This window comes from Arthrobacter sp. WCS2018Hpa-7 (genome assembly GCF_031843805.1).
GTDB lineage: Bacteria > Actinomycetota > Actinomycetes > Actinomycetales > Micrococcaceae > Arthrobacter.
The window spans coordinates 40,063-65,273 of the sequence record NZ_JAVTJB010000013.1 but is presented as its reverse complement, the minus strand read 5'-3'; the positions used below and the strand labels follow the sequence as shown (position 1 = coordinate 65,273).

Here is a 25,211-nt window from a genome sequence, read left to right as displayed (position 1 = left end):
CGGACCTTATGTCGGGTCGGCCGCCGGCCCGGCTATTGGGCGAGCTTGTAGCCGGTCCAGCCGCCGCCCACCGCCAGGGGCGTCGTCAGCCTCCCCGAGGTGAGGTCCCAGTACTCCAGAACCCCGTTGGTGCCCAAGCCGGCAACGCCGGTGGTATTTGCCCCCGTGACGCCTTGCAAGGAACGAAGTCCGGAGTAATCCGTCCAGGCGGCACCCACGATGGGCCGGGCTTCTTGCTTGGGCGTAGCCAGGCCGCTGCCCCGGTACAGGCGCAGGGAACCATTGGGCTCAACGGTAAGGAGATCCTGGAAACCATCCGCGTTGTAATCCACCATGCTGAGCCGGACGGCCCTGTTTCCCGTTCCGATCGCAGCCTGCGAACCGATGTACGTCATTCCAGCATTCTTGTACAACCACAGGCCGCCCGAGGCATCCATGGCCACAATTTGCGGTAGCCGGTTGTTGGCGCACCAGTTGCCCACAGCAATGTTCAAGGACTGCCAGCCGTGGCCCAGCACTCCGGGCGAACCAAAGCCGCCCGTCTGCCTCCCCGGATACACCAGGAGTGCCCCGTCGGTGCGTTGGGATATGAGGTCGAAGACGCCGTCGCGGTCCCAATCACTGACGAACAGTTCCTTGAGCCCCGTGAAACCGATGCCGATTTTGCGGGCCGCGCCGTACTTCGCGTTCCCCAACGAGGGGTAGGAATACACAGTTCCGTCCGCCGCGATGGAGACGAGATCTGCTGCACTCCTGATGGAGGCGGAGCTAAGATTGACGGTAGGCGGCTGGTATTTATCGCCCGGCTGGCAGGCTCCAATGGGATCCGTGGGAGGAGTGACCGTTCCGCCAGGTGCATTGGTGGTTCCCGCCGGCAGCGAGGTGTAGCCAAAGAAATTCACCACACCCCACAGCGTGAAGCGGTTGGGCGTGGTCTGCCAGTTGCCGTCCGTGTAGGTAATGCCGATGCCCATGACGTTGAACCGGGGATCACGCAGCAGGGCATCGTGCCCCGGGGAACCCTTCCACCACTCCACCAACTGCGCCGCATCACGGTCCCAGCGGACAGCTATGACTTCGCCTGCGCCGTTGTTCGGATTAAGCGCCCGCGGGTCCGTCCAGAAATTGGCGCGGTGTTGGATCACTTCCCGCGTTGCGATGTTGTTCGACCAATCCTGGGCAAGGCTCGCCACTGTCGCGTGGTACTTCACCGGGGCCAGGCCCAGGGATGCCCGATAGCTGTTGATCGCGTTGAACACCGTCAGGATTGCGGCGGTGTTGCTGTCCGGGAGGAGGGCAAGGGCGCCGTTGTCCGGGTCAGTTGCACCGCTGGGGGCTTTGCCGGGGAAGGGGGTGGTGCTGGGCGTTGGGGTCTGTGGTGGGTTTGCGCTGGGTGTTGGAGTTGCGCTGGGTGAGGGGGTCGCGTCAGCCGATGCGGACGCTGACGCTGTGGGAGTTGCGGTCCGGGTGGGAGAGGGGGTTGTTGTCGGGGTGGGTGTTGCTGTGGATGTTGCGGGGGGTGCTGTTGTCGTTGTTGTTGACGTCGGTGAGGCCGACGGCAGTGGGCCCATGGCTGGCGCTGTCGGCGACGGAACTAGCGACGGTGACGACGGCGACGGCTCGGTTGGGCTGGACGCGGCAGGGTCACTGGCGCCCGGGTTCGCCGGCCCCTCCGTCCCGTCCATCGGGTCCGCCGGCGGACCGTCCGGACCCCACGACGGCCCAATGTTTGGCACAGGCGGCGGCGTCTCGATGACCGGGTCCAGGGCGACGGGCCTGGTCGGCGCACCGCTTTCGGAGCCTTGTTCCGGGACCGGCACGGTGGCGGGGTCGGAGGCTTCGCCGGCCGTGGGGGTATCCGCGGAAGGTGCGGCGTCCGGCGTCGTGCTTGACTCAGGTGCCGTCAAACCAGACTCGACGCTGGAGGAGGGAGTGGTGCTGCCGCTTGGACCCGCATCCGTTGCCGGCAGGATCTGGCTGGAGGCGGCGACGCAGAGGGCCAGCACCCCGGCCAGCACAATGGAAGCCGGCACTGCCAGTTTTTTCACAATTACCCCGCGAATGCTCGTTGCCCCCAGGTACGGGCGCGGTTCTACATGTCCGGGAACTATAGTCCCACGGGGCCGCCCGGACAATGCATGGGGACTTGGGCGCATGGGGTATTTTTGATGCTGTGCTGATCTCTGACCGCGACATACGTGCCGAAATAGACTCCCAACGGATTGTTCTTGAGCCGTACGACCCCGCGATGGTGCAGCCGTCTTCCGTGGACGTCCGGATCGACCGGTTCTTCCGGCTGTTCGATAACCACAAATACGCCCACATCGACCCCGCCGAGGAACAGCCCGAGTTGACCCGGCTGGTGGAGGTGGAAGGCGACGAGCCCTTCATCCTGCACCCGGGCGAGTTCGTCTTGGGCTCCACGTACGAGACTGTCAGCCTTGCCGACGACATTGCCGCGCGTCTTGAGGGAAAGTCGTCCTTGGGCCGGCTCGGACTGCTGACGCACTCCACCGCCGGCTTCATAGACCCCGGATTCTCGGGGCACGTGACGTTGGAACTCTCCAACGTGGCCACCCTGCCCATCAAGCTGTGGCCCGGGATGAAGATCGGCCAGCTGTGCTTCTTCCGGCTGACGTCCTCGGCCGAGCACCCCTATGGCTCCGGTGAATACGGCAACCGATACCAGGGCCAGCGCGGACCCACCGCCAGCCGCAGCCACCAGAACTTCCACCGGACCTCCATCTAGACTCTGCTGCGCCCTCTGCTCTCGCGGCGAGGGGTTAGCTCTCGCCTTTTTCTCTTGCTTCGAGGGGTTAGCTCTCGACCCTTTGGGTGGCCTTTTCGGTCGAGACGTCGCCCCTCAATGAGGCCTTCTCAGCTCCACTAGTCCTCCACGCTGTGGGTAACCTCTCAGCGCATCTTCAACCATGCCAACAATGGCTGATGAGGATTTCTGCACCGCTCCCGTTCGAGATCCGGGGCCGTTCATTTACGCTCGCCGAACAGCGCGCGGCCGGAATGCCGGATCATCGTGCCTGGAATAACGATCTTCGCGTTGCCAGCAGGGGAGTCCGGGTTCCTTGGGGCGAACAACAGGACCCTGCGCACACGGCCCGCCTCCTCACCGGCATAACTGAAGGAGCCATCTGTTGTCGGGAGACGGCTGCGATGCTGTGGGGATGCCCATTGCCTTGGGATGCCCAGCAGGATTTCCTGGTTCATCTGACGAGGTCCGACGGCGCCTTTCGGCCTCAACGCAGGGGAGTCAAAGGACATCGAATGGTGCTCGCTGTGCCGGACATCAGTTCGGTGGACGGGATCCCCGTGACCGGCCCCGCCCGCACGTGGCTGGATCTGGCTGCGGTGCTGGCTTTCGAGGACTTGGTCGCGGCCGCCGACTACTTCATCTGCAGCCAAACCCGAAGCTTTGGTCACAACAGGATTCCCCTCTGCTCTGCTGAGGATCTCAAGGCACAAGTCGATCGACATACCGGCATGCGCGGCATTCGGAAGGCGCGGGCAGCGCTGGAGTTGACCCGCGTGGGCGCCGACTCTGTTCCCGAGACCAGGCTGCGACTGGCCATGGGGCGCGACTTCCTGCCGGAACCTGTCTTGAGCTACGCGGTGCGTGATCCTTCGGGCCGCGAAGTGGCGTGGCCGGATCTCACCTACCCCGAGTTCAAGGTTGCGATCAATTACGACGGCGGCCATCACCTTAGTGCCGCTCAGAAGGAGTCCGACATCCGACGCGAGGCGGCGCTCGCAGCAAACGGCTGGATCTCTGTCGTCGTTACCGCCGAGCATATAAGGGAACGCGGTTACGAGGGGGTTGCAAAACGCATCCGTGAGTCGCTGATACGCGGTGGATGGCAGCCGAGGGGTTAGCTCTCGACCCTTTGGGGGTGGGGCTTATTTGGTTGAGATGTCGCCCCTCGGCGAGAGAGGTGGGCCCTTTTCGGTTGAGACGTCGCCCCTCGGCGGGGACGAGGGGGAGCTTGGTGTTCAGGGGTTAGCCTTCGACCCATTGGGGGTGGGGCTTATTTGGTTGAGATGTCGCCCCTCGGCGAGCGGGTTAGGCCGGGGCGCGCTCCGGGGTTCGGGGCGGGGCGCCGGGGGTTCGACGGAGCGCCTTGACCACCGGTTCCACGAAGCGGGCGGCCAGCGGACCCAAGATGGCCATGATGAGGACGTAGGCCGTGGCGAGTGCGGCGAGTTCGTCGGGAACTGCCCCCGAAGCGACGGCCAACCCCGCGATGACGATGGAGAATTCGCCGCGGGCGATCAAGGCGGCCCCTGCGCGGAAGCGGCCTGGCATAGCAATACCGGCGCGTTTGGCGGCCCAGAACCCCGTGAGCATTTTGGTTGCCGCAGTGACGACGGCCAGCACAAGCGCCCAACCGAGGACAGGCGGAATCGAAGTGGGGTCGGTGTTGAGTCCGAATGCCACGAAGAAGATTGCCGCGAAAAGGTCCCGCAGCGGCTCAAGGATGCGAGTGGCATTATGGGCCGTTGCGCCGGAGATGGCGATGCCCAACATGAACGCCCCAACGGCCGCGGAAACCTGAAGGGCAGAAGCGATGCCGGCTACAAGAAGGGCCAGCCCCAGAACGTTCAGCAGGAACACCTCGGAGTTCTCGCTGTGCACTGCCTGCGAGACGCGGTGGCCGTGCCTGAGCGCGATGACCAGCACCACGGTGACAACGGCAAGGGCAATTCCCACGGTCTGCAGTCCGCCAAGGAAACCAACGCCGGCAAGGATGGCGGTGAGAATGGGGAGGTAGATGGCCATGGCCAGGTCTTCGAAAACGAGGATGGAGAGAACCACAGGTGTTTCGCGGTTACCAATCCGGCCAAGGTCCGTGATGACCTTGGCCGCGATGCCTGACGAGGAGATATACGTGACGCCACCCATGACAATGGCACCTACCAGTCCCCAGCCGAGAAGGACGGCCAACCCTGCGCCTGGCAGGAAGTTGAAGACAAAATCCATGACACCGGCTTGCCATGATCGCCGGAGCCCCGTGACCAGCTCAGAGGCCGTATATTCCAACCCGAGCATCAGCAGCAGGAGAATGACACCAATTTCGCCGGAAAGATGGGCGAACTCGTGCATGCCGTCCAGCTTGACGAACCCGCCGGCGCCGAACGCAAGCCCACCAACGAGGTAGAGGGGGATGGGGGACATGCCGATTCGGCCCGCTAGTCGAGCCAAGAGGCCGAGGCAGAAGACGACGGCCCCCAGTTCAACGAGGGCTAGGGCGAGCGGATCCATCCCGCTCAGCCGTTGCGAAGGATGTCGGCTGCCGAGTCAAGACCTTCCTGGGTGCCGACCGCTACGAGCAAATCGCCGGTGTGAAGTACGACGTCGGGTGCAGGCGAGGGGACTACCTCGCCTTCGCGCATGATGGCCACGATGGAGACACCACTGCGGGTGCGGATCTGAGCCTTGCCCATGGGCTGGTTGACGAAGGGCGAATCAGGAGTGATGGAGAACTGGCGGGTGACAATGCCTGGTATCTCGCGATGCTCTTCTGCCAAGCGCATGGCGATGTGCTGCCCGCCCAATAGGTTGCCCAGCGTCGAGGCTTCGTCGGCAGTCAACGGAATGGACGCCTGACAGGTATCGGGGTCGTCCCACGTTGAGACGAAAAGCTCTGTTTCGCCTTCCCGCAGTTCCACTACACCGATGCGTCGGCCCGAGGCCGTGACGAAGTCCTTGCGGACCCCAAGGCCCGGGAGTTCGGTCTCATCCACGTTCATAGCTCCACCCTAAACTGTCCTGAACCGGTGCGGTACGACCCTCGCACTTCAACCGGTCCTTAGTAGTTAACGCTCGGGGACCACAGCTATTTCCACTTTCGCCGGCGGCTTGACCGGCAGGATCACCAAGAGGCCTGCAAGAAGCACCACCATGATTCCGAGGATGCCCCAACGTTGGGCTTCGCCCTCGGCAACCAGGGGAGAGGCGATGGCGATGCACAGGGTGAAAAGGGTGGGAGCAAGGAAACTGACGGCCCGACCGGTGGTGGCGTACAAGCCGAAGAGTTCGCCGGCCTCGCCTTCCGGTGCAAGCCTGGCCAGGTAGGCCCGCGAGGACGATTGCGCCGGGCCTACGAACAGGCACAGCAGCAGGCCGAAGATCCAGAACGTGTTGCTCGCGGGCCACTCATTACCGAGGAAGACGTAGTCCCCGTTTCCCAGCACCAGAATGAAGGTGCCGGCGATGAGGAGGCCCACCAGCGAGAGGACGATGACGGACTTGGGTCCGATCCTGTCGTCCAGGAAGCCGCCGATGATGGCACCGACAGCAGCGACCACGTTGCCGAAGATGGCGAAGAAGATGACTTCCTTGAGCTCGAATCCGAACGTACCTGCGGCGATGACCCCGCCGAAGGTGAAAACAGCCGCGAGGCCGTCACGGAAGATGGCGCTGGAGAGCAGGAAGTAGATGGTGTGTGGGCTGGTCCGGTATATGGCGCCGATGCGCCGGATCAGCAACTTGTAGGAGGCCAGGAACCCCAAGGAAGCGGTGGCCTTCTTCGCCGGAACTTCAGGGACGGCGAACATCACTGGCAGGGCAAAAATGAAGAACCACAGTGCAGAGAAGACTGCCACGAGCCTGATGTTGAGGGAGTCCTGCGTCGAGGCGCCAAACCAGTCGAAGGACGGCTGGACGAACAGTTGCAGAACCAGCAGAAGGGCAACTATGCCGCCCAGGTATCCCATGGCCCAGCCAAAGCCGCTGACCTTGCCAATGTTCTTGGGGGTGGAGATCTGCGCCAGCATGGCGTTGTAGTTGACGCCGGCGAACTCAAAGAAGACATTGCCCAGCGCGATGAGGCAAACACCCAGCAAGAGGAACTCAGGCTGGGGAAAGACAAAGAAGCAGAGCGCAGTGAGCACGGCAGTGGCGGCCGTGTTGACCCCGAGCCACAGCTTGCGGCGTCCACCGGCGTCCGAACGCTGCCCGGTGACAGGAGCAAGCAGCGCAATGGCCAGGCCGGCGATGGCCAGGGCAGCACCCAGTGCAGCCGAGGCCGCGTCCTCTCCGCCGAAGGCATTGGAGGTGAGGTAGACGGTGAAAACGAACGTGGTCATGACCGCATTGAATGCAGCCGAGCCCCAGTCCCAGGAAGCCCACGCAAGGATCTGGCCCTTCTTGGAGGCGACAGGTCCTGAGGCGAGCTCGGATGTCGGTTGGGAGGCTTCGGGAACTACGGCCGCGTTCATAGCTCGATGCTATAGCGGAGGGGAGAACGGAGGGCGGATGACAGCCCACTATGTGGAGAACAGGGATTGAAACGTAACCTCCAGCCCGCCTCTTTGGCGAAAAACTGTCCGTCCCGCTTGATAAACTAGCTAAACCGAACCCAACGTATGACCGCCTGCTCCAACTTTGACAATTCGTTCCTGACTTTGCGGAGAAAACAGTGATCACAGTTCTCGCCATCACCTTTGTCGCGGCAACTGTGGCGCCCTTGATCTTCAGCAAACTCGGCAGGAACGCCTTCTACGTACTGGCAGCGGTACCGGCAGCGGCCTTCGTTTGGCTGCTCTTCCAGTACGGCCCTGTATATTCCGGTGGTGGCATAGAAGAATTCCTTCCGTGGATACCCAGCCTGCAGCTGGAGCTGGCCTTCCGAATGGATTCGTTGGCGTGGGTCATGTCCCTCCTGATCCTTGGCGTCGGTTCCCTGGTGCTGGTCTATTGCGCCCGGTATTTCAAGAACAAGGACGCGGACCTCGGCGGCTTCGGCGCCCAGCTGCTGGCCTTCGCAGGAGCCATGTTCGGCTTGGTGACCTCCGATGACCTCATGATGTTGTTCATCTTCTGGGAGCTCACCACCATCCTGTCCTACCTGCTGATCGGCTACGCGCGTACCCGTTTGGCAGCGCGCCGCTCGGCGCTGCAGGCGCTGATGGTCACCACCGCTGGTGGCCTCGCGATGCTCGTTGGCCTCATCATCATGGGCGAGGCAGCTGGAACCTACCGCATTTCGGCTATTTTGGACCAAGCCTCGACCCTCATGACCGGACCCATGCAGGGTGCGGTGACGGCCGCCGTCGTACTTATCCTTGCCGGTGCGGTGACAAAATCGGCGCTGGTTCCGTTCCACTTCTGGCTGCCGGGCGCCATGGCGGCCCCCACCCCGGTCAGTGCGTACCTGCACGCGGCGGCGATGGTGAAGGCCGGCATCTACATCGTGGCGCGCTTGGCACCGGGCTTTTCCGAGTCGGAATTCTGGCTGCCGGTGGTCCTGGGACTCGGGCTGGCCACCATGCTTGTGGGTGGGTACCGGGCCCTTCGCCAGACTGATATCAAGCTCATCCTGGCCTACGGAACCGTCAGCCAGCTCGGCTTCCTCACCATGGTGGTGGGGCTCGGACGCCCGGATGCCGCGCTTGCCGGGCTCGGGCTGCTCCTTGCCCACGGCTTGTTCAAGGCAGCGCTGTTCCTTGTAGTGGGCATCATTGACCACCAGTCCGGAACGCGCGATATTCGTAAGCTCTCCGGCGTTTTCCGCTCATCTCGCGCCCTTGGAGTAGTTGCAGCGATCGCCGCAGCGTCCATGGCCGGGGTGCCTCCATTGGCTGGCTTTGTCGCCAAGGAATCAGTCTTCGAAGCCTTTGTTCACTACGGCACGGGCAATAATGCACCTGTCTGGGGAATCTGGATTTTGGTGGGCCTGGTGATCGGGTCCATCCTGACGTTCGCCTATAGCGCCCGGTTTATGTGGGGCGCGTTTGCCACCAAGCCCGGCGTTGAACCCACCCCGTTCAAACCCATCAAGCCCGCCTTCCTGGCCGCGCCGGCCATCCTGAGCCTGCTCACCATTGCCTACGGCGTGTGGCCGGCCCCCGTCGACACGTGGATCCAGCCTTACGCGGCGCTGTTCGCCGATAGGCCGGACGCGGTCGACGCCGGGCACTTGGCTTTGTGGCACGGCCTCACCCCCGCACTGGGGCTGACGGCGATAACCTTCGCGGCGGGCGCTGCGATGTTCTACGGACGCAACATCGTGTCCCGGGCACAAAGCCTGGTGCCGGACTGGGTTGACGGCGACCGCGCCTACCAGCACACCATCGGTGCGCTGGACGATATCGCTGTCTGGGTCACGGGCCGTACGCAGCGTGGCTCGCTCTACTTCTACTTGACGGTCATCCTCACCGTAGCCTTCGCTGTACCGCTCGCCGCCCTGATTGCGGCCAACAAGCCCCTGCCGGAAGGCATCTACTTCATCGACCCCAACTCTCCGCTGCAAATGGTTGCCGGAGCGGGAATCGTGGTGGGTGCCCTGGCAGCTGTCCGGGCCAACAAGCGCTTCCTTGCGGTCCTCATGGTGTCCGTGACGGGCTACGGCATCGCCCTCATGTTTGCTTTGCAGGGTGCTCCGGACCTGGCGCTGACACAGATGTTGGTGGAAACCATCGTCCTGGTGGCGTTCGTGCTAGCCATGCGCAGCCTGCCCGCTGAGCTCCGGGACAGGACCGGTGGCAGGCTTCGGGTGATCCGCGTGATCATCGGTGCTGCGTTCGGCATCACCATGATCTTCGTGGCGATCTATGCCATGGGAGCCCGCGTGGCCACACCCATATCCTTGGACTTCCCCCGTCTGGCATACGAGGGCGGCGGCGGCCTGAACGTCGTCAACGTGACCTTGGTGGACATTCGCGCCTGGGACACGTTCGGCGAAATTTCGGTGCTGGCAATTGCCGCCACGGGTGTCGCCAGCCTGATTTTCGTGCGCAGCCGTGGTGATCGGATCAAGACCTCGGAGGCAGTGCCGGAAGGCAGCGTTGGGCGCCGCACCGGCGTCGACCGTGACTCCCGGGACGGTGCCACACTGGCCGTGGCCAAAAAGTTCACTGACGTCAGCCGCGACGCATGGCTGGTGGCGGGCCGCACCTTGGCTCCTGAACGCCGCTCGATCATCTTCGAGGTGGTGACCAGACTGATTTTCCACTCGATGATTGTCTTCTCCATCTACCTTCTCCTTGCCGGTCATAACCTGCCCGGCGGCGGTTTCGCCGGAGGCCTCACCGCGGGCCTTGCCCTGACCATCCGGTACTTGGCAGGCGGCCGGTTCGAGTTGAGCGAGGCTGCGACAGTCAGCGCCGGAACTCTCTTGGGGACAGGACTTGCGACGGCGGCAGCCTCTGGTCTGGTGCCGCTCTTCCTCGGCGGACAGGTGTTCCAGAGCGCGATCATCGAGTTCTGGCTGCCGGTCTTCGGAGACATCAAGTTTGTCACCTCCACCATTTTCGACATCGGCGTGTACATCGTGGTGGTGGGCTTGGCGCTCGACGTTCTCCGCAGCCTCGGTGCCGAAATCGACGAACACTTTGAGGGCCAGGGCGCGCCCCTTGCAGAGGAAGACGCCGCCGACCTTGCAGGAGAAGCTGCTGAATCCGCCGCATCCGGGAAAGGTACCGCATGAGCATCAACCTGACCCTGCTGATCGTCATGGGCGTTTTGTACGCCTGCGGCATCTATTTGATCCTGGAGCGGAGCCTGACACGCGTGCTGTTGGGCTTGATGTTGCTGGCCAATGCCACCAACATCCTGATCCTTTCCACCGGCGGATACGCCGGTTTGGCGCCCTTGTTCACCAAGGAAACCAGCCCGGACGCCTATAGCGACCCTCTGCCCCAAGCGCTGATCCTCACATCGATCGTGATTTCCTTCGCCGTGACGGCCTTCATGCTGGGCATTATCTACCGCACGTGGGTCCTGGCGCGACAGGACGAAATCCAGGATGACCTCGAGGACCGTCGCGTTGCTGAGACGCCAAGCTTCGACGCCGAGGACGACGCCATTGTGCCGTTGGAGACCTCGGAATTCGCCGTCACCCCTGCCAACACCTCGGACCACACTCACCCCGAAGCAACCGAGACCCCGAGCAAGGCACCAAACCAGGAAGGAGGCAGCGCGTGAATCTCGCAAACCTGTCGCCGCTAGCTGTCCTCCTGCCGATTCTGGGTGCCGCTCTCGCGTTCCTGTTGATCCGGCACCACACCGCCCAGCGTGTGGTGAGCATCGGCATTCTGAGTGCAACATTGCTGCTCGAGTGCCTCCTGCTGTTCTCCGTATGGGACGGCGGCACAACATCAGTCACCTTGGGTGGATGGCTGCCGCCGTGGGGCGTGGTCCTGGTCGTGGACCAGTTCTCCTCGCTCATGCTGGTTGTCTCCACCGTGGTGAGCCTTGCCGTGTTGATTTACGCCACCGGCCAAGGCATGGCCGACGGCGACCAGGAAGCGCCCGTCTCGATATTCCACCCCACGTACCTGATCCTGGTGGCGGGCGTGTCCAACGCCTTCCTCACCGGCGATCTCTTCAACCTCTACGTAGGCTTCGAGATTCTGCTGACAGCGAGCTATGTGCTCATGACTTTGGGCGGCACCGGCCCGCGCATCCGCGCAGGCGTCACGTATGTGGTGGTGTCAGTGGTGTCCTCCGTGCTGTTCCTCATCGCCATCGCCATGATCTACGGGGCCACGGGGACCATCACCATGGCGGACCTGGCCATCAAGTTGGCGGAACTGGACCAAGGCACTCAAAACCTCCTGCACGTCATGCTTTTGGTGGCCTTCGGCATCAAGGCGGCCGTGTTCCCGCTGTCCTTCTGGCTCCCGGACTCCTACCCCACGGCACCGGCGCCGGTTACGGCCGTGTTCGCCGGGTTGCTGACCAAAGTTGGCGTCTACGCCATGGTCCGCACCGAGACGCTCTTGTTCCCTGGGGACACACTGAACGTTCCACTCATGGTGGTGGCGTTACTGACCATGGTGGTGGGCATATTAGGTGCGTTGGCCCAAAGCGACATTAAACGTCTCTTGTCCTTCACCCTGGTGAGCCACATCGGGTACATGGTGTTTGGCCTGGCCATGAGTTCAGTTGCAGGTTTGGGCGCAGCGGTGTTCTACGTGGCGCACCACATTACAGTGCAGACCAGCCTGTTCCTGGTCACAGGTCTCATAGAACGCAGGGGCGGCAGTTCATCCATTGACCGGTTGGGTGGCTTGGCCAAGCTTTCCCCGTTGCTGGCCCTGCTGTTCTTCATTCCGGCCATGAACCTCGCAGGCATCCCGCCGTTCTCAGGCTTCCTGGGAAAGCTGGGTCTCTTGCAGGCCGGCGTGGAGCTGGGAACACCCTTGGCCATCACGCTGGTGGTGGGTGGCGTGGTCACCAGCCTACTGACGCTGCTTGCAATCGCCCGCGTTTGGAACAGGGCATTCTGGCGCAAGCCCGAAGACGCTGAGTATCCGGACCCCGTGCTCCAGACTCCCGGAAACGTCGGCGTCTTGCCGCGGACCATGGTCGGTTCGACGGCGGGTTTGGTAGTTTTCGGTGTCGCGCTGACGGTCTTCGCCGGTCCGCTCTTCCAAGTCGCTGACGGTTCCGCAGGGATCATGTTGGACCGTTCGGCGTATATCCACTCGGTTCTGGGCGACTCGGTCGAGGTGCCACCGCTGGGGCCGGCCGAGGAAATGCAGACGGGTGATGCCAAATGAGCCGTAAGCCCATTTCGTTCCGCACCGAGCTGCCACTGCTCATTTGGTTGGTCATTGTCTGGGGCGCACTGTGGCGGGATTTCAGTCCAGGAAACCTGCTGTTTGGCGCGCTGATCGCCGTGCTGGTAGCCAAGCTGTTCTACCTTCCACCGGTGGAACTGAGCGGCAGGTTCAATATCCTGCGCGCCATTCCCTTCGCCCTGATGTTCCTCGCCAAAGTGGTGGCAGCGAGCTTCCTGGTGTTGTTCCTGGCCGTGGTCAAGGGGCCCAAGGTGCGCAGCGCCGTCGTCGCCGTTCCCTTGCGCAGCCACTCGGACCTGATGGTGACCGCTACGGGGCACGTCATCTCGCTGATTCCGGGCTCGCTGGTGGTGGAAGTGGACCGGTCGACGTCCACGCTGTATCTGCACGCGCTCAATATCTACGAAGAAGCGGACATCGACAAGATTCGCGAGGAAGTCCAGACCATTGAAGCGCGGCTGATCCGGATCATGGGCACGCCCGAAGAAGTGGAAGCCCTCAAAGCCGAAGTACGACCGGGAATGGAAGGGGCAGCTCGATGAAGGAAATGATCCTCGTGGTCACAGCGGTGATCCTCAGCCTGGCTGCCGCGGGCGCGATTGTCCGCATCGCCATCGGCCCTTCCCTGCTGGACCGCGTGCTGGCATCAGACGTCTTGCTGGCCATCCTGGGTGCTGCACTGGCGATCGACATGGCGATGAACAGGCACCTCAACAACCTGATGCTGCTGGTAGCCCTCGCGGTGATCGGATTCATCGGATCGGTGACCGTTGCACGGTTCGTTGCTGAACGGAGGGAACAGAACAATGAGTCCTGATGCCAACGGCGTGGATGTCGTGATCGACGCTGTCACTGCAGTGTTCCTGGTGGTGGGTGCTTTGATGTCCCTCGGCGCTGCGATCGGTTTGCTGCGATTCCCGGACCTCATGAGCCGCATGCACGCAGCCACCAAGCCCCAAGTGCTGGGACTGTTCCTCATGCTTGCTGCGATTGGCCTTCAAATGCGGACGTGGTGGGTATGGCCTGTTCTGCTGGTGGCATGGATTTTCCAGTTGCTGACAGCACCTGTGTCCGCCCACATGGTGGGTCGCTCCGCCTACCGCACCAAGCACGGCCACCGCGAGATGCTCACCAAGGACGAACTCGAAGCCGTTGTTCAACGGGCGGCTGCCGGGCAAGAACCCCGGAACGACCACTAAAAGTCCCAGTCACAGCAAACGCGGGGCCGCCGTGCGTCCACTGGTGTTCATTCCATCAGGTGGAGGCAAAGCGACCCCGCGTTGTTGTCTGTGGTTGAGGCTAGAGGATGTCGTGCGTCTTGGCGAAACGTGCAATGGCACGCTGGGTGCCACGGCTGGCCAACACCTGAATCAGGGTGCTGACGAAGGCTGAGATCAGCGCAAAAGTCAGCGCTGAACGCAAGCTCGTTTCCATGTCGTCGTTGCCCAGGGGTGGTTTGTTGCCAGTGGCCTTTTCCCACCCTTTGTTGACGAGTTTGGTGCCAACGAAGCCCGCTCCGAGGCTCACTCCGGTACCCAGCAGCTTGAAGAAGAGGTTCATGCCTCCAGCCTAGCCGTCCATGGGCCAACTCAAGTGTCAGCGTCGGCTTTCCCGCTCCTTCAGGAACGCTGCCAGGGACCCCACCGGGGCCAACACTGGAACGACCGTGTGTTCCGCCGACCAGACAGCGTCCACCGTCTCAAAATCGGCGATTTCCTTGAGCAGGTAATAGGTGGGCGGCATCAGCTTCAGCGTCCCGGCCGCCTCCGCTTCCAGAATTCCGTCCACCGGCATCCACAACGATTGCCAGGCCTCCGTGGTTTGATGCCGGGGCTCGGCTCCAGGGACGGGTTTTGCAAGGTAGAAGTAGGTGTCAAAGCGCTTCGGCATGTCCGTGGGCGTGATCCAGTTGGCCCACGGTCGGACGTCCGCGGCGCTGATGCTGAGCCCCGACTCCTCCTGGACTTCGCGGATTGCGGCGGTGAGGACCGTGCCTGCGTTGGTCACGGCCTGCGCTGAGTTGGTGCCGGCACCTGAGTCGGAGTCGGTGCCGGTGCCGATGGAACTCGAACTCCAGGCGGCAGCGTGGCGTTGAAGCAGCTCCGCTGGGTAGTCCCAGCCTGACTCGTCCGCAGCATCCACCCTGCCGCCTGGGAAGACCACCATTCCGGCGGCGAAGTCCATGGTGCTGACCCGGTGCTGGACGAACGCCTCGAGCCCGCCCGGGGAATCACGGAGCAGGATGACACTGGCAGCGAGCCGTGGCTCGGATATGGTGCCCTCGCCGACAGCGTGATCCTGACTGGGTGGATTGTTCATGAAAAGTGCCCCTTTGCCGCGGTCGAGTCTGCTGGATCATTCTCTCAGGTCTCGTTGTGGGGCCTGGTGTGCATGCCAAGACCGGCGCGAAGGGTGTAGAGCGGGCCTCGCAACGTCCGATTGTGACCACCTGCCGGCAACGGACCAGCGCCCGCAACACGCGCAGGTGTAAACTGAACCAGCCCATCAGGGCAGATTTGATAACGACAGGGGAGCGCCGCCGTCGGACCTTGCAGAGATGCAGGAGACGCGAGGGCGCTGAGAGTGCGGACAGCCGCAGACCCTCGAACCTGATCCGGTTAGTACCGGCGCAAGGGAGTCGAGCTTCTCAGAGTGTCCGGATCCGGGCGGCGCAGGCCGGTTGGAAATCCGGGGAGCACTTTCCCCTCCTGTAACCTCAGGAGGCAGAAAAATGACCACGGTAAACGTGAAGAAGGCCAGTTACACCTGGCGTGTTGTAGACATCGTTGTGGCGGCTCTTATCGCCATCGCAGGCGGCGTGATCTTCTGGGCCTGGTCCCAGGGTGCCGCGCTGGTTTCCATCCCCATGAACGCGACGTATCCGCCGCTCACCGGCCTGATCGCCGGTGGCTGGATGATCCCCGCAGTCCTGGGCATGCTCATTATCCGCAAGCCGGGCGCAGCGTTGTTCTGCGAAGCTGTCGCGGCCACCGGTGAGCTCATCATGGGTTCCCAGTACGGCACCACCGTCCTGATCTCCGGCGTCCTGCAGGGTTTGGGCGCGGAGCTCATCTTCGCCGCTTTCCGGTACAAGAAGTTCAACCTGCCCACGGCCCTCCTCGCGGGTGCCGGTGCGGGCCTCTTCTGCGGCCTGAACGACTCCTTCCTCCCGTGGGGCTGGAACATCGCCTACGAGGCCGTGGACAAGCTGGCGTACATCACCTTCACCACGATTTCGGGTGCGATCATCGCTGGCGCACTGTCCTGGATTGCCACCCGTGGCTTGGCGAAAACCGGCGTGCTGAGCTCCTTCGCATCGCGCAAGGCCGCGTCGGAGCCCGTCTTCAGCTGATGCCCGCCACGCAGAGCGGCAGCAACAACAGCAGCCCGGTACGGCCTGCCGCCATCTCCGCCGAGGGCTGGGCTTGGCGGCATGCCGGCCGGTCCACTCCGGCCATTCATGGGTTGGACCTCCGGATTGAACCTGGCGAGCGGGTTCTCCTTCTGGGACCTTCCGGTGCCGGCAAATCAACGCTGCTGCACGCCCTTGCCGGCGTGTTGGGCGATGAGGAAGACGACTCGGACGAGTCAGGTTCGCTGCTAATCGACGGCGTGGCGCCCCGGGAGCAGCGGGGCCGCGCCGGGCTGATGCAGCAGGACCCGGAAACGCAGGTGGTCTTGTCGCGGGTTGGCGACGACGTGGCCTTTGGTGCCGAGAACCTTGCTGTGCCGCGGGACGAGATCTGGTCCCGCGTCCATGAAGCGCTCGACGACGTCGGGTTGCGTACCGCTGCCGGTGGCGGTTTGGCGTTGGACCACCCGACGGCGGCACTCTCCGGAGGGCAGAAGCAGCGCCTTGCACTGGCGGGCATCCTGGCGATGCGGCCGGGCCTGATCCTGTTGGATGAACCGACCGCCAACCTGGATCCGGCAGGCGTTTTGGAGGTGCGTGACGCGGTGAAGCGCTGCCTCGACAAGACCGGCGCAACGCTGGTGGTGGTGGAGCACCGCGTGTCCGTCTGGAAAGACCTGGTGGACCGGATCGTGGTCCTGCAGCCGGGTTCCCTGGCGGCGGGAACGGGAACGGGCACGGCAAAGGCCGGGGTCCTCTTGGACGGCCCGCCTGACAAGGTCCTGTCCGAAGCCCGCACCATGTTGATGGCCGCCGGCGTTTGGGTGCCTGGGTACGTTCCGGCCACCCGCGAACGGCGCAGCCAACCCCACACCTCCCAACTGCTCCTTGCAGCCCAGGACCTCGCAGTTTCCCGGGAGAAGCCGCGGCGCAAGGGCTTCAAGACCTTCCCGCCGGTCCCAGTGCAAACGGGAATCACCGCGCAGGTCCGGGCCGGCCAAGCATTGACCATCACTGGAGCCAACGGCGCCGGAAAGTCCACGTTTGCGCTCACGTTGGCCGGCCTTCTTGCGCCGGTGGACGGCACGGTGAGTGCCGCCGTCGAGCTTTCCGAAGGGGCCGGCATTGACCCGTTCAAGTGGAAAGCAGACCAGCTGATTTCACGGATCGGTACGGTGTTCCAGGAACCGGAGCACCAGTTCGTCACGGGCAAGGTCCTGGACGAGCTCATGTTTGGGCCCAGGCATGTGGGCCGCGGCGAAGAACGCGTCGACGAACTGTTGGAGCGGCTGCGGCTTACGCATTTGGTGGATGCCAACCCCTACACCCTTTCCGGCGGCGAGAAGCGGCGGCTTTCGGTGGCCACCGTGCTGGCCGCGCACCCCAAAGTCCTGGTGCTCGACGAGCCCACGTTCGGTCAGGACGCCAATACGTGGGCCGAGCTGGCGTCGTTCCTTTCAGAGTTGTTGGACGCCGGAACGGCTGTGGTCTCCGTGACCCATGACCAGGAATTCAGCGCAGTGCTCGGCGGAACGGAGCTTCGGCTCGGTCCGGTCCAGCATGGTGAAGCCACGCATCAGGAAGCGGGTGCAGCATGAGGGATGCGTTGAATCTCCGCGGGAATCATGCCCTGCTGACCCGAGCCAACCCCTTGGCAAAGTTCGTGTCCGTTTTCCTGATTTCCCTGGTGCTGGCCCTGTCCATCGACTGGGTATCGGCGTCCGCGGCGCTGGTTGCGGAGCTGGCGTTGTTTCCGCTCGCCGGGCTTACGCTCAGGCTTCTGTGGCAGCGCGCTTGGCCGCTGATCATCGCGGCCGCGATCGGTGGCTGGAGCACTGCGATCGTGGCGGCGGACAGCGGCGCTGTACTGCTCGACGTCGGACTCTGGTCCATCAGCGAAGGTTCCCTTGAGCTGGGGCTGGGTTTCATGTTGCGCGGTTTGGCGATCGCGTTGCCGGCGATCCTGCTGATGACCTGCACGGACCCGACTGACCTGGCCGATGCGCTGGCGCAGAAGGCCAAGCTGCCGCACCGCTTCGTCCTCGGCTCCCTGGCGGCCATGAGGCTGGTGGGCCTCATGGCCGAGGAATGGCAGACCATCGGCATGGCCCGCCGGGCCCGCGGCGTCGGTTCCCAAGGCAGCCCGCTGCAACGGCTGAAGGCCACTCTCGGCCAGAGCTTCGGGCTGTTGGTCCAGGCTGTTCGCAGGGCATCCCGGCTGGCAGTGACCATGGAAGCGCGCGGCTTTGGTGGCGGTCAACGGACGTGGGCCCGCGAATCAACGTACTCGTTGCTGGACGCTTGGGTGCTTCTGGGCGGCGTGGTCATCGCAGCGGGCGCGGTGCTCGCGGCCGTGGGTGCGGGAACGTGGAGCTTCGTCTGGCGCTAGGGAGCTTGCTGTTCCTGGATCTCGTCAAAGCCTGCCCGCGTCAGGAACCCCAGCTGGGCTTCCTTCTCGGCGAGCTGGATGATGGGTCCCAGCTCAAAGCAGGTGGCCTCCAGACGACGCAGGGCCTTAGCGTTGCGTGAATCCGGCTCCACCACAATCCGGTCCTTGCCCGGCAAGGAGAACATGTACTTGATCAGGGACGTACCGAGCTTCGGCGTAAAGTGCGGGATGGGCCGCGTGGCAGGGGCCAACAGCAAGTGCATGCCAATGTCTGCTTCGCGTGCGGGGTAGGCCTCCCCCACGGGGTCGTGCAGAGGCTCATAGGTCTGGAAAAGGGCCAACGGTTCGCCATCAAGGACGGCCAAGAACGCGTGGTGGGTCTCCAGCGAATCAAGGAACTCGTAGATCCCCTGGACTTCTTCGCGGGAATTCTCCGTCATTCCCCAGAACTTGGCGCGGGGCTGGGTGACCCATTCGAAGATGAGGTCAATGTCCTCGCCGGGAACCAGCGGGACAAGCCGCAGCGCACCCCATCCTTCGAGGTCTTCGGAGTAGACGGTGGTGCGGACGGAGTAGTCCTGGGTGGTGGTGGTCATGATTTCCTTCGGTGGGGCTAAAGCGGGCTGATGCGGGAGCGGGGATTGGTTAGGTGATGTCTTTGATCAATTCAGGCCAGTCAGTGACCACCGGGGCGAGTTCCCCGGCAGTCCAGAGCGGGAGTTGGTCGGCAAAGTGCTGGTGGCCGGGCGTACCGGAGGCGCCAAAGGGGACGATCCAGCGGCTGTTGCGGCGCTCGGACAAGTCCCAGACGTAGCGGGCCACGGGTCCACGGAAGCTTCGGTCTTCTACGCCGGGGAGGCTTTCGGTGCAGAGCACACACCCCGTATCACCGCTGAGGCCGGCTGTGGGTGCGGCGGTCGCGAGCGCGCCGGGGAGGACATGAACGGGCAACAGCGTGTGCCTGTCGCCCCAGGAGCGCAGCCCGGACTCTTCCAGCGCAACGCCCTCGAGTGCTGTGGCGGCTTCCGCAGCGACGCTGATACCGAGTTCTGAGCCGCGTACCAACAGGGTCTCGAGCGCAAAGCCGATGCGGGATGCCACTGACAACCACGGCCCGAACAAGGGCGAGTAGCCTGTTGGCTCGTTCAACGGCGCCAGCGCGGAATGTTGCGCCAGGCGCCGGACCAATGAGCCCCGCCACGCCGCAAACACTGCAGCGTAATGGCTCCCGGCATCCATGCGGCCGTCCCACTCCAGCAGCATCGAACGCAGTCCCGCGGCTTCCCGGGACAAGTCATCAGCCTCAAGGCCGGACAGCACTGACCGGAACAACGGCCACGGGCCCAGAAGAGTGTCGGTATGGATGGCCTGCATATCGTCCGCGGACAACGGCCCCGGAGCCGACTCGAGCAGCTCACGGATGCGCAACGCCCGATGCGCGGGGGCGAACTCCATGGCCACGGCGTCGCCGCCTCCTGCTGCGCGGTCGTTCGCGCTCACGGCAAACTGCTCCACCTCCGTGCGGGGCAGGATCACGTACTGACCCTCCCAATCGTGGCGGGCTGAGAAGGCCGGCGAGGGCAACCTCCTGTTGGCGGGATTGCGCTGCGGAACAAGGCCGGCAACAAAGTGCCGCACTGCTCCGGAGGTGTCCCCGGCCACGACGCTGTTGACGGGCTCAACCCAGGCATCGAACGCCGCTTCCACCTCGGAGACGCTCCGGCTCCGCAGCAGCGGCAGGAGGGCCTCAAAACCAAGCCGCCCCTCAACGCGGGCAGGGAAGCGCAAACTCAGCGCCTCGCCGTCGGGCGCTTCAGAGATCACCGAACCCCGCGCGGTCTCGATGACCTCAACGGTGACCGGCTCACCGTCGCGGACGATGATGGTTTCGGCACTCACGACGGCGGGTTCCCAGCCGTGCGGTCCGCGCGCCTCGATGCGTTCCCCGGTGGCGTCCGTGACCCGGCGCAGTTCTTCCTCGAAGAGGTCCTGGTAATCGGCCATGGCGTTGGTGATGGCCCAAGCGGTGTGCCCGGTGTGGGCGAGGTGCGGGAGGCCGGGGACGCCGGGGAACGCGAAACCGATCGCGTCGAAGTCCGGGCAGGCGAGCCGTACCTGCTGGTACACGCCGGGGAGTTCCATGAGGCGGTGGGGGTCGCCGGCGATCAGCGGGAGGCCGGTTGCCGTCGTCGAGCCGTGCGCAGCCCAGGCGTTGCTGCCTGACCAGACGGGAGCTTCGATGCTGAACAGGCTCACGGCGTCGTCGCCCAAGGTCCGCGCGACGTGGGCCCTGAACAGCTTGTTGGGGAACGTGGAGAAGAGGATGTGATGGACCAGGAAGACACCCAGCGGCGTCCACGGATTCCATGGCTCCGGCGTGCAGGCGGACTCGTCGAACTCGGGGCCGCCGCGGAGTCCGTCTGCCAGCGCTTGGTTGATGCCGGCCACGTACTGTCCGCACCAACGCTGAGTGTCTGCGTCGAGGTTCTCGAAGCAGCGGCGCGCCGTGTCATCCAGCCGGGCTTGGCGTGCAAACCGGTCCCACACCACGACGTCGGCACCCAGGACTTCCGCTGTTCGGCCTTCGGAACGCCACCGTTCCAGCTCGATCTGCCAGGAGCGGTCCGTGGCTGCGTTCGTGCCTTGGAGAAAGGCGAGCTCATCGGTGGAATCCGCCCACAGGTGCGGGATCCCCCACCGATCACGGTAGGTTCCGGGGCCGCCTGCCGGGGCGGAAGGGTGCGTCGGGGCAGGCGTCATAATCTCTGGCCGCTTTCGAGCTTAGGTTAGGCTTACTTAAGCTCAAGATAAATGGCTTTGGCCCCGTTCACAAATCGTGGCCGTTCGTGAAGGAGTGTTGCTTGAAGCGCAATTGGGAAGGCGTCGTGCTCAAAGTCATGGGCGCCAAGGATTTCACGCTCGAAGTCACCGGGAAGGAAGAAATCACCCCGGACTTCCTCCGTGTGCACGTGCGCGACGGTGGACTGCTGGAGCGAAGCGGACTGCATCCCACCATGTGGATCAGGCTGTGGTTCGATGATTCCGGTAAGGCCCACCAGCGTGCGTACACCCTGGTCAATGCCTCTCCTGCGGACGGCACGTTCAGCATGGACTTCGCGATGCACAACGGTGTGGCCGCTGACTGGGCCCGCTCTGTCCAGGCCGGCGACACCATCGACGCCACCGTTCAGGGCAGTTCCTTCACCTTCCCGCAGCCCGCTCCGCGCCGGATCTGGGTAGTGGGCGATCCCGCCTCCATCCCGGCCATCAACTCGTTGCTGGACGAGCGGGAGTTCACTGCCGCGGGCGCGGCTCCCGTGACCGCCTGGCTTGAATACCAGCACGACGCCGACCCCTCGTTGGAGGTGCGGACGTTAGAGTCCGACGTCGTCAGTTGGGTTCCGCGCAAACGTGACGGCGCCGCTTTGGTTGAGGAAGTCTGCGATGCGCTCACTGCGGAGAGTGTGTCCGTGGACAACGACTTCTTCTGGATCGCCTGCGAAGCCTCCAGTACCCGGGCAATCGTGAAACACCTGCGGAAGACGCTGGGCGTAGACAAACACCGGATCGATGCCTTGGGGTACTGGCGCGTCTAGGAATCGCGGCGTTTCTGCGGTCTTCAGGCGTTACTCGCGCCAGTTGAGGAAGCCCTTTTTCCCGTCAGGCGGGGTGAGGACCACGTCCCGGCCGTACTTCTTCTGAGCGTCAGCGCCGAAGAAGGCATCCGGGACGATGCGGATTGCCTTGGCCACCTTTCCGTCCTTCAGGAAGACGAACAACGCGGGCGACGCCGTGTAGCGGTTCTCCTTGGTCAGAGGCTCGCCGAAGGCTGCTTCGATGTCCTTGGCCGGCGTTCCCGCTGTCACGAAACCCGCCTGGTCCCACTCGAAGTCCGTGGCGTCGGCCAGTTTCAAGGCCGTCCCGTTCTTCGCGGACTCGAGCACCTGGCTGTTGAGCTTCTCGTTCGATTCGGGCATGACAGATCCTCCTAGTGAACAGGCGGCCAGGGCGCAGGCCAGGATGACAGTGAGCAAGCCGGCCAGGGAGGCGCGGCCAGCAAGAGTGGGGCGGCCTGCGGAAGTCAGCGGCCGTCGTCGAGCCTGTGGTTGGTGTTGGAACCTCACGAGGTGGTCCTCGACTCGTCGTTAAACTCCGGATCCTCGCCGGGGGCGGGCTCGGCATTGTTGGCGTCGCCGGTTTGGTCCATGGGGACCTCATTGGACGGATGGGGCAGCAGGTCCTGTCCCACCACCACAGTGTCGCCGTTGTTCACGGCTTCCTCGATCAAGTCCGCAAGCTCCTCAGCGCTGGCATCCGGGTTGGCTATGGCCACATTGCGGCCCACCTCATTGTTATACAGATCCATGGCTTCACGGGGTGCGGGGTTGCCGGGGAGCTGCTCGTGCGCCGTGGCGTAGTCCTCCGCCCAGTCCGCACCGAACTCCTTGACCATGAGCGCGTTCCAATACGCGTGACGGAAGGCATCGTTCTGGTCATCGTTGCGGTCGGCGCTGGGGAAGCGGTCGTCGGCAGTGCTGAAGGCGTCATCGTGAATGCCTTTGAAGGCGTTCATCTCGAAAGGACCCAAGCCGTTGAGGAGCTCCGCTTCCTTCTCGGTGACTTCCCTTTGGTCAACCACGAAGCGCAGCGGGTCCCAGTCCCCGGGCCAATTGGTGGTTTCGGCGTCGCTGACCTGGTATTCGTCCAGTATTTCCTGCGGTGTTGGCTGGCCAGGGTTCGGATTGGCTGCGGTCTTGGTGGTGGAGTCGTTCCCGGGGTTGGCGGAGGTGCCGGAGCTGCCCGAGGTGCCGCTACCCTCCGTGGATGCGGAGGACTGCTGGTCGGCATTGGTGAGCACGGACTGTGACGCCTCTTCCAGGCCTCGAGTGGTTCTCTCCAGCAACGGCCTCAGGCGGCCCTGCCAATCTGCGGCAAAACGCTTGGCATCCTGGCCCTGCCAGCCGCCGCCCTGGCCGGTCATGCCTTGGCCGATCAGCGAGTCGAGCTCCCGGGCCCGGCTGGTCAGCAATGACGCACCGTTGGCCAAGGCCTTGGAGAGTGCTTTGAGTTGGTCGACGTCGGCGCCGTAGAAAGGCATGTTTCCCCCTGAGCTTTCCCTTCATGGTTTGGTATTGTTCCGCGGACCGCAATGGGTACTTCTGCCCGGTGGCTACTGAGGGAAAGCGTTCACCCGCAGCGACCAGCCGCCGTGGGGCTCTATATCTCACGGTGCGGGTATAGTGTGACGTTTGCCGCTCAAACGGCGTTTTGTACGAGCCTCCTAACTCACCTGTGATATTTCTTGGGTATGACGCAACCTACCGCTGAACACGTAGGCCTTCTGCTCCGCAACGCCCGTGGCGAAAAAGGGTGGACGCAGGGGCAGTTGGCAACCGAGCTTGGAACCAGCCAGAGCGCGATCGCCCGGATGGAGCAAGGTAAACAGAATCTCAGCCTCCGGATGATCGAACGGCTTGAGGCAATATTCGGCCGATCAATCGTCAAAGTGGGCAAGCCGCAGATGACCCACCTCCGGGTTGAGGGCGGCAGGACCCTGTCCGGCGAAGTGGATGTCAACAGCAGCAAGAACGCGGGCGTGGCGCTTTTGTGCGCCAGCCTCATCAACCGCGGCACCACCACGCTGCGCCGCCTGGCCCGCATCGAGGAAGTCAACAGGATTGTTGAAGTACTGACGTCCATTGGCGTCGAATGTACCTGGCTCAACGGAAGCGACCTCCGCATCCGCAGGCCCGATGTGCTGGACCTCTGTTCGATGGACGTAGACGCTGCCCGCCGTACCCGCAGCGTCATCATGCTGCTCGGTCCGCTCCTGGATGAGACCAGCGAATACCTGCTGCCGTATGCGGGTGGCTGCGACCTCGGAACGCGCACAGTTGAGCCGCACATGCAGGCACTGCGCCAGTTCGGGCTTGAGGTTGAAGCGAAGTCCGGGTTCTATTCCGTGACGGCGCCCCCGGCCGATGGCCACCACCGTTCCTTCGTCCTGACCGAACGTGGCGACACCGTCACCGAGAATGCCATCATGGCCGCCGCGCACCGCGAGGGCACCACCGTGATCCGCAATGCCAGCCCCAATTACATGGTCCAGGACCTGTGCTTCTACTTGCAGGGGCTGGGCGTGGAGATCCAGGGCGTCGGCACCACCACGCTGAAGATCACCGGCCGTTCCGCCATTGACGTGGAGATCGAGTACTTCCCGTCCGAGGACCCCATCGAGGCCATGAGCCTGATCACCGCGGGGATCGTCACCAACTCCGAGGTCACCATCCGCCGGGTCCCCATCGAATTCATGGAAATCGAGCTCGCCACGTTGGAACAGATGGGCCAGAACCTTGAAATCTCCGGCGAATACATGGCACGCAATGGCCGGACCCGCCTGGTGGACGTTACCACCAAGCCCTCCGAGCTCCGCGCGCCGCAGGACAAGATCCACCCCATGCCGTTCCCGGGCCTGAACATCGACAACCTGCCGTTCTTCGCTGTGATCGCGGGCAACGCTGAAGGCCAGACCATGATCCACGACTGGGTCTACGAGAACCGTGCCATCTACTTGACGGAACTCAACAAACTGGGCGCACAGGTGCAGCTGCTGGATCCGCACCGGATCTACGTCAACGGACCCACCAAGTGGCGTGCCGCGGAAATCGGCTGCCCGCCGGCCTTGCGACCCGCCGCCTGCCTGCTTCTGGCGATGCTCGCTGCCCGGGGCACGTCCGAGCTCCGCAACATCTACGTGATCGAGCGCGGCTACGAGGACCTTGCCGAGCGCTTGAACACCATCGGCGCCAAGATCGAGTACTTCCAGGACTAGGCTCCACGCGTACGCCGGCAGCGGATAGTTAGCGCGCCCGTTTCCGCCATCCGCGCCAGCACGCTCTGGTGCGAATAGCGGAAACGGGGGCGGTCCTT

The 25,211-nt window shown here is 63.6% G+C and carries 24 protein-coding genes and 1 riboswitch; of the genes, 13 read left to right on the top strand and 11 right to left on the bottom strand.

The features are described 5' to 3' along the window. Window positions 1-32 precede the first annotated feature (32 nt). Entirely contained in the window at window positions 33-2,033 is a 2,001-nt protein-coding gene (locus tag RQH14_RS14750; protein ID WP_311213928.1) for a CAP domain-containing protein, read from the bottom strand. Between the two features lie 140 nt (window positions 2,034-2,173). Here RQH14_RS14750 and dcd point away from each other — a divergent pair, with 140 nt between their 5' ends. Beyond that, window positions 2,174-2,749 carry a dCTP deaminase gene (dcd, locus tag RQH14_RS14745; RefSeq protein WP_011776299.1) on the top strand — a complete coding sequence of 192 codons (576 nt, stop codon included), beginning with the start codon at window positions 2,174-2,176 and terminating at the stop codon, window positions 2,747-2,749. A 239-nt stretch (window positions 2,750-2,988) separates the two neighbouring features. Here the strand turns inward: dcd and RQH14_RS14740 are convergent, their stop codons facing one another. Continuing rightward, window positions 2,989-3,225: a hypothetical protein gene (locus tag RQH14_RS14740; RefSeq protein ID WP_311213927.1), complete on the bottom strand. Its 237-nt coding sequence runs from the start codon at window positions 3,223-3,225 to the stop codon at window positions 2,989-2,991. 57 nt (window positions 3,226-3,282) lie between these two features. Between RQH14_RS14740 and RQH14_RS14735 the strand changes: the two genes are divergently transcribed. Beyond that, window positions 3,283-3,888 (top strand): hypothetical protein, encoded by a 606-nt coding sequence (locus tag RQH14_RS14735; protein WP_311213926.1) that lies wholly within the window; start codon window positions 3,283-3,285, stop codon window positions 3,886-3,888. A gap of 187 nt (window positions 3,889-4,075) precedes the next feature. Here the strand turns inward: RQH14_RS14735 and RQH14_RS14730 are convergent, their stop codons facing one another. From RQH14_RS14730 to RQH14_RS14720, 3 genes are all read right to left on the bottom strand, one after another. Beyond that, the gene (locus RQH14_RS14730; protein ID WP_311213925.1) at window positions 4,076-5,275 is read right to left on the bottom strand and encodes a cation:proton antiporter; all 1,200 of its coding nucleotides are present in this window, start codon (window positions 5,273-5,275) and stop codon (window positions 4,076-4,078) included. A gap of 5 nt (window positions 5,276-5,280) precedes the next feature. After that, window positions 5,281-5,763, bottom strand: coding sequence for a cation:proton antiporter regulatory subunit (locus RQH14_RS14725; protein WP_089596429.1), 483 nt, complete (start codon window positions 5,761-5,763; stop codon window positions 5,281-5,283). Window positions 5,764-5,829: 66 nt separating this feature from the next. Continuing rightward, window positions 5,830-7,233 carry an MFS transporter gene (locus tag RQH14_RS14720; RefSeq protein ID WP_311213924.1) on the bottom strand — a complete coding sequence of 468 codons (1,404 nt, stop codon included), beginning with the start codon at window positions 7,231-7,233 and terminating at the stop codon, window positions 5,830-5,832. A 200-nt stretch (window positions 7,234-7,433) separates the two neighbouring features. On the opposite strand from RQH14_RS14720, the gene RQH14_RS14715 reads away from it, so the two are divergent. From RQH14_RS14715 to mnhG, 6 genes are read left to right on the top strand one after another with little or no spacing between them, the layout of a single operon-like run. After that, window positions 7,434-10,442 (top strand): Na+/H+ antiporter subunit A, encoded by a 3,009-nt coding sequence (locus RQH14_RS14715; protein WP_311213923.1) that lies wholly within the window; start codon window positions 7,434-7,436, stop codon window positions 10,440-10,442. Next, a complete protein-coding gene (locus tag RQH14_RS14710; RefSeq protein WP_311213922.1) occupies window positions 10,439-10,939 on the top strand; it encodes a Na(+)/H(+) antiporter subunit C in 501 nt (166 codons plus the stop codon). Before RQH14_RS14715 ends, RQH14_RS14710 begins: the two co-directional genes overlap by 4 nt. Further along, the gene (locus RQH14_RS14705; RefSeq protein ID WP_311213921.1) at window positions 10,936-12,519 is read left to right on the top strand and encodes a Na+/H+ antiporter subunit D; all 1,584 of its coding nucleotides are present in this window, start codon (window positions 10,936-10,938) and stop codon (window positions 12,517-12,519) included. Before RQH14_RS14710 ends, RQH14_RS14705 begins: the two co-directional genes overlap by 4 nt. After that, complete coding sequence (locus RQH14_RS14700; protein WP_311213920.1) at window positions 12,516-13,082, top strand: Na+/H+ antiporter subunit E; 567 nt, start codon at window positions 12,516-12,518, stop codon at window positions 13,080-13,082. Before RQH14_RS14705 ends, RQH14_RS14700 begins: the two co-directional genes overlap by 4 nt. Next, window positions 13,079-13,357, top strand: coding sequence for a monovalent cation/H+ antiporter complex subunit F (locus RQH14_RS14695; RefSeq protein ID WP_311213919.1), 279 nt, complete (start codon window positions 13,079-13,081; stop codon window positions 13,355-13,357). The genes RQH14_RS14700 and RQH14_RS14695 overlap by 4 nt, the downstream gene beginning before the upstream one ends. Further along, a complete protein-coding gene (gene mnhG / locus RQH14_RS14690) occupies window positions 13,347-13,739 on the top strand; it encodes a monovalent cation/H(+) antiporter subunit G (protein WP_311213918.1) in 393 nt (130 codons plus the stop codon). Before RQH14_RS14695 ends, mnhG begins: the two co-directional genes overlap by 11 nt. Window positions 13,740-13,839: 100 nt before the next feature. Here the strand turns inward: mnhG and RQH14_RS14685 are convergent, their stop codons facing one another. Together RQH14_RS14685 and RQH14_RS14680 are read right to left on the bottom strand one after the other, a co-directional pair. Continuing rightward, a complete protein-coding gene (locus RQH14_RS14685; RefSeq protein ID WP_311213917.1) occupies window positions 13,840-14,100 on the bottom strand; it encodes a DUF4235 domain-containing protein in 261 nt (86 codons plus the stop codon). 36 nt (window positions 14,101-14,136) lie between these two features. Further along, complete coding sequence (locus RQH14_RS14680) at window positions 14,137-14,859, bottom strand: NUDIX hydrolase (protein WP_311213916.1); 723 nt, start codon at window positions 14,857-14,859, stop codon at window positions 14,137-14,139. Window positions 14,860-15,057: 198 nt separating this feature from the next. Beyond that, window positions 15,058-15,194, top strand: a riboswitch (TPP riboswitch). Window positions 15,195-15,271: 77 nt separating this feature from the next. Between RQH14_RS14680 and RQH14_RS14675 the strand changes: the two genes are divergently transcribed. The 3 genes from RQH14_RS14675 to RQH14_RS14665 are packed head-to-tail and all read left to right on the top strand — an operon-like array spanning window position 15,272 to window position 18,281. Further along, complete coding sequence (locus RQH14_RS14675; RefSeq protein ID WP_311213915.1) at window positions 15,272-15,892, top strand: ECF transporter S component; 621 nt, start codon at window positions 15,272-15,274, stop codon at window positions 15,890-15,892. Further along, entirely contained in the window at window positions 15,892-17,490 is a 1,599-nt protein-coding gene (locus RQH14_RS14670) for an ABC transporter ATP-binding protein (protein WP_311213914.1), read from the top strand. Before RQH14_RS14675 ends, RQH14_RS14670 begins: the two co-directional genes overlap by 1 nt. Next, window positions 17,487-18,281: an energy-coupling factor transporter transmembrane component T gene (locus RQH14_RS14665; protein WP_311213913.1), complete on the top strand. Its 795-nt coding sequence runs from the start codon at window positions 17,487-17,489 to the stop codon at window positions 18,279-18,281. Before RQH14_RS14670 ends, RQH14_RS14665 begins: the two co-directional genes overlap by 4 nt. Here RQH14_RS14665 and RQH14_RS14660 read toward each other — a convergent pair. Together RQH14_RS14660 and RQH14_RS14655 are read right to left on the bottom strand one after the other, a co-directional pair. Further along, entirely contained in the window at window positions 18,278-18,877 is a 600-nt protein-coding gene (locus tag RQH14_RS14660) for a GNAT family N-acetyltransferase (protein ID WP_311213912.1), read from the bottom strand. The genes RQH14_RS14665 and RQH14_RS14660 overlap by 4 nt on opposite strands. A gap of 49 nt (window positions 18,878-18,926) precedes the next feature. Continuing rightward, entirely contained in the window at window positions 18,927-21,041 is a 2,115-nt protein-coding gene (locus RQH14_RS14655) for a penicillin acylase family protein (protein ID WP_311213911.1), read from the bottom strand. Between the two features lie 101 nt (window positions 21,042-21,142). Between RQH14_RS14655 and RQH14_RS14650 the strand changes: the two genes are divergently transcribed. Beyond that, on the top strand, window positions 21,143-21,877 hold the full coding sequence (locus RQH14_RS14650; protein WP_311213910.1) for a siderophore-interacting protein: 735 nt from the start codon (window positions 21,143-21,145) through the stop codon (window positions 21,875-21,877). A 30-nt stretch (window positions 21,878-21,907) separates the two neighbouring features. Here RQH14_RS14650 and RQH14_RS14645 read toward each other — a convergent pair whose 3' ends face one another. Both RQH14_RS14645 and RQH14_RS14640 read right to left on the bottom strand, forming a co-directional pair. Further along, on the bottom strand, window positions 21,908-22,258 hold the full coding sequence (locus RQH14_RS14645; protein WP_311213909.1) for a hypothetical protein: 351 nt from the start codon (window positions 22,256-22,258) through the stop codon (window positions 21,908-21,910). A 143-nt stretch (window positions 22,259-22,401) separates the two neighbouring features. After that, window positions 22,402-23,379 (bottom strand): DUF6973 domain-containing protein, encoded by a 978-nt coding sequence (locus tag RQH14_RS14640; protein WP_311213908.1) that lies wholly within the window; start codon window positions 23,377-23,379, stop codon window positions 22,402-22,404. 210 nt (window positions 23,380-23,589) lie between these two features. On the opposite strand from RQH14_RS14640, the gene RQH14_RS14635 reads away from it, so the two are divergent. Continuing rightward, window positions 23,590-25,113, top strand: coding sequence for a UDP-N-acetylglucosamine 1-carboxyvinyltransferase (locus RQH14_RS14635; protein ID WP_311213907.1), 1,524 nt, complete (start codon window positions 23,590-23,592; stop codon window positions 25,111-25,113). Window positions 25,114-25,211 lie beyond the last annotated feature (98 nt).

Bases quoted from the DNA above. Each gene is read 5' to 3' on its own strand.
- RQH14_RS14740 (WP_311213927.1), bottom strand. From the start codon at position 3,225: ATGAACCAGGAAATCCTGCTGGGCATCCCAAGGCAATGGGCATCCCCA.
- RQH14_RS14735 (WP_311213926.1), top strand. From the start codon at position 3,283: ATGGTGCTCGCTGTGCCGGACATCAGTTCGGTGGACGGGATCCCCGTG.
- RQH14_RS14730 (WP_311213925.1), bottom strand. From the start codon at position 5,275: ATGGATCCGCTCGCCCTAGCCCTCGTTGAACTGGGGGCCGTCGTCTTC.
- RQH14_RS14725 (WP_089596429.1), bottom strand. From the start codon at position 5,763: ATGAACGTGGATGAGACCGAACTCCCGGGCCTTGGGGTCCGCAAGGAC.
- RQH14_RS14720 (WP_311213924.1), bottom strand. From the start codon at position 7,233: ATGAACGCGGCCGTAGTTCCCGAAGCCTCCCAACCGACATCCGAGCTC.
- RQH14_RS14710 (WP_311213922.1), top strand. From the start codon at position 10,439: ATGAGCATCAACCTGACCCTGCTGATCGTCATGGGCGTTTTGTACGCC.
- RQH14_RS14700 (WP_311213920.1), top strand. From the start codon at position 12,516: ATGAGCCGTAAGCCCATTTCGTTCCGCACCGAGCTGCCACTGCTCATT.
- RQH14_RS14695 (WP_311213919.1), top strand. From the start codon at position 13,079: ATGAAGGAAATGATCCTCGTGGTCACAGCGGTGATCCTCAGCCTGGCT.
- mnhG (WP_311213918.1), top strand. From the start codon at position 13,347: ATGAGTCCTGATGCCAACGGCGTGGATGTCGTGATCGACGCTGTCACT.
- RQH14_RS14685 (WP_311213917.1), bottom strand. From the start codon at position 14,100: ATGAACCTCTTCTTCAAGCTGCTGGGTACCGGAGTGAGCCTCGGAGCG.
- RQH14_RS14680 (WP_311213916.1), bottom strand. From the start codon at position 14,859: ATGAACAATCCACCCAGTCAGGATCACGCTGTCGGCGAGGGCACCATA.
- RQH14_RS14675 (WP_311213915.1), top strand. From the start codon at position 15,272: ATGACCACGGTAAACGTGAAGAAGGCCAGTTACACCTGGCGTGTTGTA.
- RQH14_RS14670 (WP_311213914.1), top strand. From the start codon at position 15,892: ATGCCCGCCACGCAGAGCGGCAGCAACAACAGCAGCCCGGTACGGCCT.
- RQH14_RS14665 (WP_311213913.1), top strand. From the start codon at position 17,487: ATGAGGGATGCGTTGAATCTCCGCGGGAATCATGCCCTGCTGACCCGA.
- RQH14_RS14660 (WP_311213912.1), bottom strand. From the start codon at position 18,877: ATGACCACCACCACCCAGGACTACTCCGTCCGCACCACCGTCTACTCC.
- RQH14_RS14655 (WP_311213911.1), bottom strand. From the start codon at position 21,041: ATGACGCCTGCCCCGACGCACCCTTCCGCCCCGGCAGGCGGCCCCGGA.
- RQH14_RS14645 (WP_311213909.1), bottom strand. From the start codon at position 22,258: ATGCCCGAATCGAACGAGAAGCTCAACAGCCAGGTGCTCGAGTCCGCG.
- RQH14_RS14640 (WP_311213908.1), bottom strand. From the start codon at position 23,379: ATGCCTTTCTACGGCGCCGACGTCGACCAACTCAAAGCACTCTCCAAG.
- RQH14_RS14635 (WP_311213907.1), top strand. From the start codon at position 23,590: ATGACGCAACCTACCGCTGAACACGTAGGCCTTCTGCTCCGCAACGCC.